This is a genomic window from Corallococcus sp. 4LFB (genome assembly GCF_046520365.1).
Taxonomy (GTDB): domain Bacteria; phylum Myxococcota; class Myxococcia; order Myxococcales; family Myxococcaceae; genus Corallococcus; species Corallococcus caeni.
Map to the genome: position 1 here is coordinate 1 of NZ_JBKGHJ010000664.1, position 3,662 is coordinate 3,662.

Annotated in this window: 2 protein-coding genes and 2 pseudogenes; 1 reads left to right on the forward strand and 3 read right to left on the reverse strand. The window is 72.5% G+C overall.

The genetic code is table 11. The features are described 5' to 3' along the window. Nucleotides 1–482 (reverse strand): annotated as a pseudogene (locus ACLEQD_RS39115) (hypothetical protein); the annotation flags it as partial. A 96-nt stretch (nucleotides 483–578) separates the two neighbouring features. Next, nucleotides 579–2,693, reverse strand: a complete 2,115-nt coding sequence (locus tag ACLEQD_RS39120) for a chloride channel protein (RefSeq protein WP_410390980.1) — start codon at nucleotides 2,691–2,693, stop codon at nucleotides 579–581. A 174-nt stretch (nucleotides 2,694–2,867) separates the two neighbouring features. On the opposite strand from ACLEQD_RS39120, the gene ACLEQD_RS39125 reads away from it, so the two are divergent. Beyond that, the gene (locus ACLEQD_RS39125) at nucleotides 2,868–3,308 is read left to right on the forward strand and encodes a peroxiredoxin (protein ID WP_410390981.1); all 441 of its coding nucleotides are present in this window, start codon (nucleotides 2,868–2,870) and stop codon (nucleotides 3,306–3,308) included. Between the two features lie 30 nt (nucleotides 3,309–3,338). Here the strand turns inward: ACLEQD_RS39125 and ACLEQD_RS39130 are convergent. Beyond that, nucleotides 3,339–3,662 (reverse strand): annotated as a pseudogene (locus ACLEQD_RS39130) (DUF1109 domain-containing protein); the annotation flags it as partial.

Here is a 3,662-nt window from a genome sequence, read left to right on the forward strand (position 1 = left end):
GTCCTGCGCCGGCACCTGGCGCGGGACGCTCCGGAGGCCAGGGGCACCGTGTCCGCGAAGGTGGCGTGCTCGCCGCGCTCCGCCAGCCCGTCCACGAACGCGTCGATGACGGCGTGCCGTCTGCGCTTGCGCAACTGGTGGATGACGGCCTGCTCGCGGCGCATCCCGTGCGCCATGCGCAGCGCCTCCAGCGCCTGCGTATCGTCACAGGCCAGCGACACCAGCTCGAACGCCAGCGCGCGCACGCGGAAGGACTCGTCCGCCGTGGCCTTCAGCACCGCCGCGCCGTCGCGCCGCGTGAACTGCGCCGCCAGGGCCAGCCGCCGCTCGAACGCGTCCCCCCGGGCCAGCGCGTCCAGCAGCGCCTGCGCCTCCGGGTCCGTCCGGGCCTTGCGTCCCAGGGCCACCATGTGACGCACCCGGGCGTCATGGAAGGTGGAGGACAGCTCGGCGCGCAGGGCGGACAGGGCGGGTTCGGACATGGCGCCCAAGGATGCCTGCTCCCCCGGATTCCTGACAGCCCCCGCCCCCCGCGCGGGCCCCCCTCCGCCCGCGTCGGACACCTCCGGGGCGACCGCTCAGTGCGTCGCCTCGGTGGGCGTGATGGGGTAGTCGCCGGCGGCGTGCGCGCGGGTGTGCTGCGCGAAGAGGAAGCGCCGGACGGCGGCGCGGGTGAGGAGCCCGCACGGGGCCAGCCCCAGCACGGGCGTCACCGGCAGCGCGTCCACGTCCTCGTGGTCCATCACATGGAGCGCGTGCGCCAGGTCCGAGTCCGGCGCCAGCGCGGGCAGCTTGCGCGCCAGGTCGCTGGCCACGAGCAGCGGGTACATGGACTCGTCCCGCCACACCTCGCGCAGCTGCTCCACCTGCACCGTGCCGTAGAGGTTGCCCTGCGTGTCCAGCACCGGCAGCGTGCCGGCCTCGGACGTGAGCAACTGGTCCGTCAGCGCGCGCAGCGGCGTGCCCGCGGGCACCGCCGCCACCTCCGTCATCAGGGCCCGCACCTGCGTGGCCAGCAGCAGGTCCTCGTCGCTCTGCACCTTGGGCGTGGTGCGCTCCGTGAGGTAGTGGCACAGCGCGGACGCGATGGTGCACGTCACCATCAGCGGCAGGATGATTTCATGGCTGCCGCTGAGCTCGTACAGCATCATCATGCCGGTGAGCGGGCCGCGCGTGAGCGCCGCCACCGCGCCGCCCATGCCCACGATGGCGTACGCGCCGCTGGGCCCGGTGGCGTGCGGGAAGAAGTAGTGCACCAGCGTGCCGAACGCACCGCCCGCCATGGAGCCGATGAGGGCCGCCGGGAAGAACGTGCCGCCGGAGCCGCCCGACCCGATGGTGAGCGCCGTGGCCACGAGCTTCATCACGCACGCCGTCACCAGGAAGAGGAAGGGCAAGTGGCCCGCCGCCGCCATGTTGATGTAGTCGTGCCCGCTGCCCCACACCGTGGGGCTCAAGAACACGAGCAAGCCCGTGCACAGGCCGCCCAGCGCGGCGCGCACCGGCAGCGGCTTCTTTCCCAGCCACGGGGACAGCCGCCCGCCCATGCTGCCGTGGAAGAAGTGCTCCACGCCGTGCAGCAGCTTCACGAACGCGAACGCCAGCAGCCCGCACCCGATGCCTAGCCCCGCGTACGCGAACACCTCCGCGCCGCTGACCAGCTCGTAGTTCACCCGGTTGATCATGGGCGCCTCGTCCAGCACGCCCCGGCTCACCAGCGTGCCCGCCACGCTCGCCAGGATGATGGGGGAGAACACCCGCAGCTCGAACTCGCGCAGGATGATCTCCATCGCGAACACCGCGCCCGCGATGGGGGCGTTGAAGGACGCGGAGATGCCCGCGCCCGCGCCGCACGCCAGGAGGATGGACAGCTCCTTGCGGCTGAAGCCCAGCACGCGCCCCACGCTGGACGCGAACGCCGCGCCGCCATAGACGATGGGGCCCTCGCGGCCCGCGGAGCCGCCGCTGCCAATGGTGATGGCGGACGCGATGAGCTTGAGCAACCCGCGGTCCGCCGGCACCACGTTGGCGCCGCTCTTCACCGCGCGCACCACCTCCGGAAGGCCATGGCCGTGCGTCTCCGGCCGGTCGCGCAAGATCCGCCCCACCGCCAGGCCGCCCACCGTGGGCGCGAGCAGCATCAGCCACCAGGGCAGGTGCGGCAGCGCCGCGGGGAGGTTGTGCGCGTGGCCGAACACCGCGTTCACCGCCGCCAGCCCCACCAGCGGGTAGTACAGCGACAGCGCGCCCAGGGTCAGCAGCGCCAGCAGGCGCAGGCGGCGCTTCACCTCGTCTCGCGGCCCGCCGGGCTCAATCACCCGCGCCAGCAGGAGCGCCCCCAGCGCCAGCGGCACGCCCACCAGCGCGTACTCCAGGTGCCAGCGCGCGGAGGAGAGCGACTCCATCAGCGTGCGCAGCCGCTGCGGCTTCAGCGTCGCCGTCAGCTCCGCGGCGCTGAACGTGATGCCGCTCATCACGCCAATGAGGTTGGAGAAGATGCCCGCGGCCAGGCCGCTGTAGAGCCCCACCACCGCGCCCGCGATGGGCAGCACCGAGGGGGTCGGCAGCCGGATGCGGTTGGACGCGCCCAGCAGGATGTAGATGAGGCGCGAGAGGTTCTGGCGCGCCCAGAGCGTGAGCGCGGCCGCCCGCTGCCCTGGATGAGCAGGCGGAGGTTCGTCGGAGTCGTTCATTTGGTGCACCTACTAAACGGAGGAGGCGGATGGGTTTCAAGCCTCTTGATGGGGGGCCCCCGGCGCCGTCCGCCTGCACTCCACTCCACACATCGCCCGAGCGGTGCCCGGCTCCCTGCCCCCCGGGCGTGCTACGACGCCCCCTGTTTCCACCCCATGAAGGAGGCATCGCACATGCTCAAGCAGGGAGACGTGGCGCCCGAGTTCACCGTGCAGGATTCGACGGGGAAGACGCACCGGCTGTCGGACTACCGGGGCAAGAACGTGGTGCTCTGGTTCTACCCGAAGGCGGACACCCCCGGGTGCACCGCGGAGGGCTGCTCCTTCCGCGACCACCAGACCCAGTACGAGGCGAAGGGGACCGTCATCCTGGGCATCAGCTTCGACACGCCGGCGGAGAACCAGGCGTTTTCCCAGAAGTTCGGCTTCAACTTCCCCCTCCTGTGCGACGTGGACCGCCAGGTGGGGCTGGCCTACGGGGCCGCGGATGACGCCTCGGCCGCCAACGCGCGCCGGGTGGGCGTCGTCATCGGGCCGGATGGCCGCATCAAGGAGTGGCACGCCAAGGTGGACGCGCGCGCCTTCCCCCAGGAAGCGCTGTCGCGCCTCCAGTAGGGCGCCCGCGGCCAGTTTGCTCCAGCGCCCTCAGGGCGCGTACGAGCGGGACGGCAGGCGTGAGCGGATGAACACCGCCACGCCCGCCAACGCGAACCACGGCAGCACGTGGCCCAGCATCAGGTGGCCCGCGGAGCCGTCCGGGCAGTGCACGTGAAGGACGAGCAGGCTCACCCCGGCGGAGGACAGGCCCGCCGCCAGCGCGCGCACGGGCTGGAAGGCGGAGCGGCACAGCAGGACGAGCGCCAGGGCCAGCGGCACCACCGACAGCATCACCTCCGCGCCCAGGCACCCCAGGGTGCCGGCGAGGAAGGGCCGCACCTGGACGCCAGAGCGCCCGGTCAGCAGCGCCAG

Excerpts from the sequence above, each read along its gene's own strand:
- ACLEQD_RS39120 (WP_410390980.1), bottom strand. The coding sequence starts at position 2,693 with ATGAACGACTCCGACGAACCTCCGCCTGCTCATCCAGGGCAGCGGGCG.
- ACLEQD_RS39125 (WP_410390981.1), top strand. The coding sequence starts at position 2,868 with ATGCTCAAGCAGGGAGACGTGGCGCCCGAGTTCACCGTGCAGGATTCG.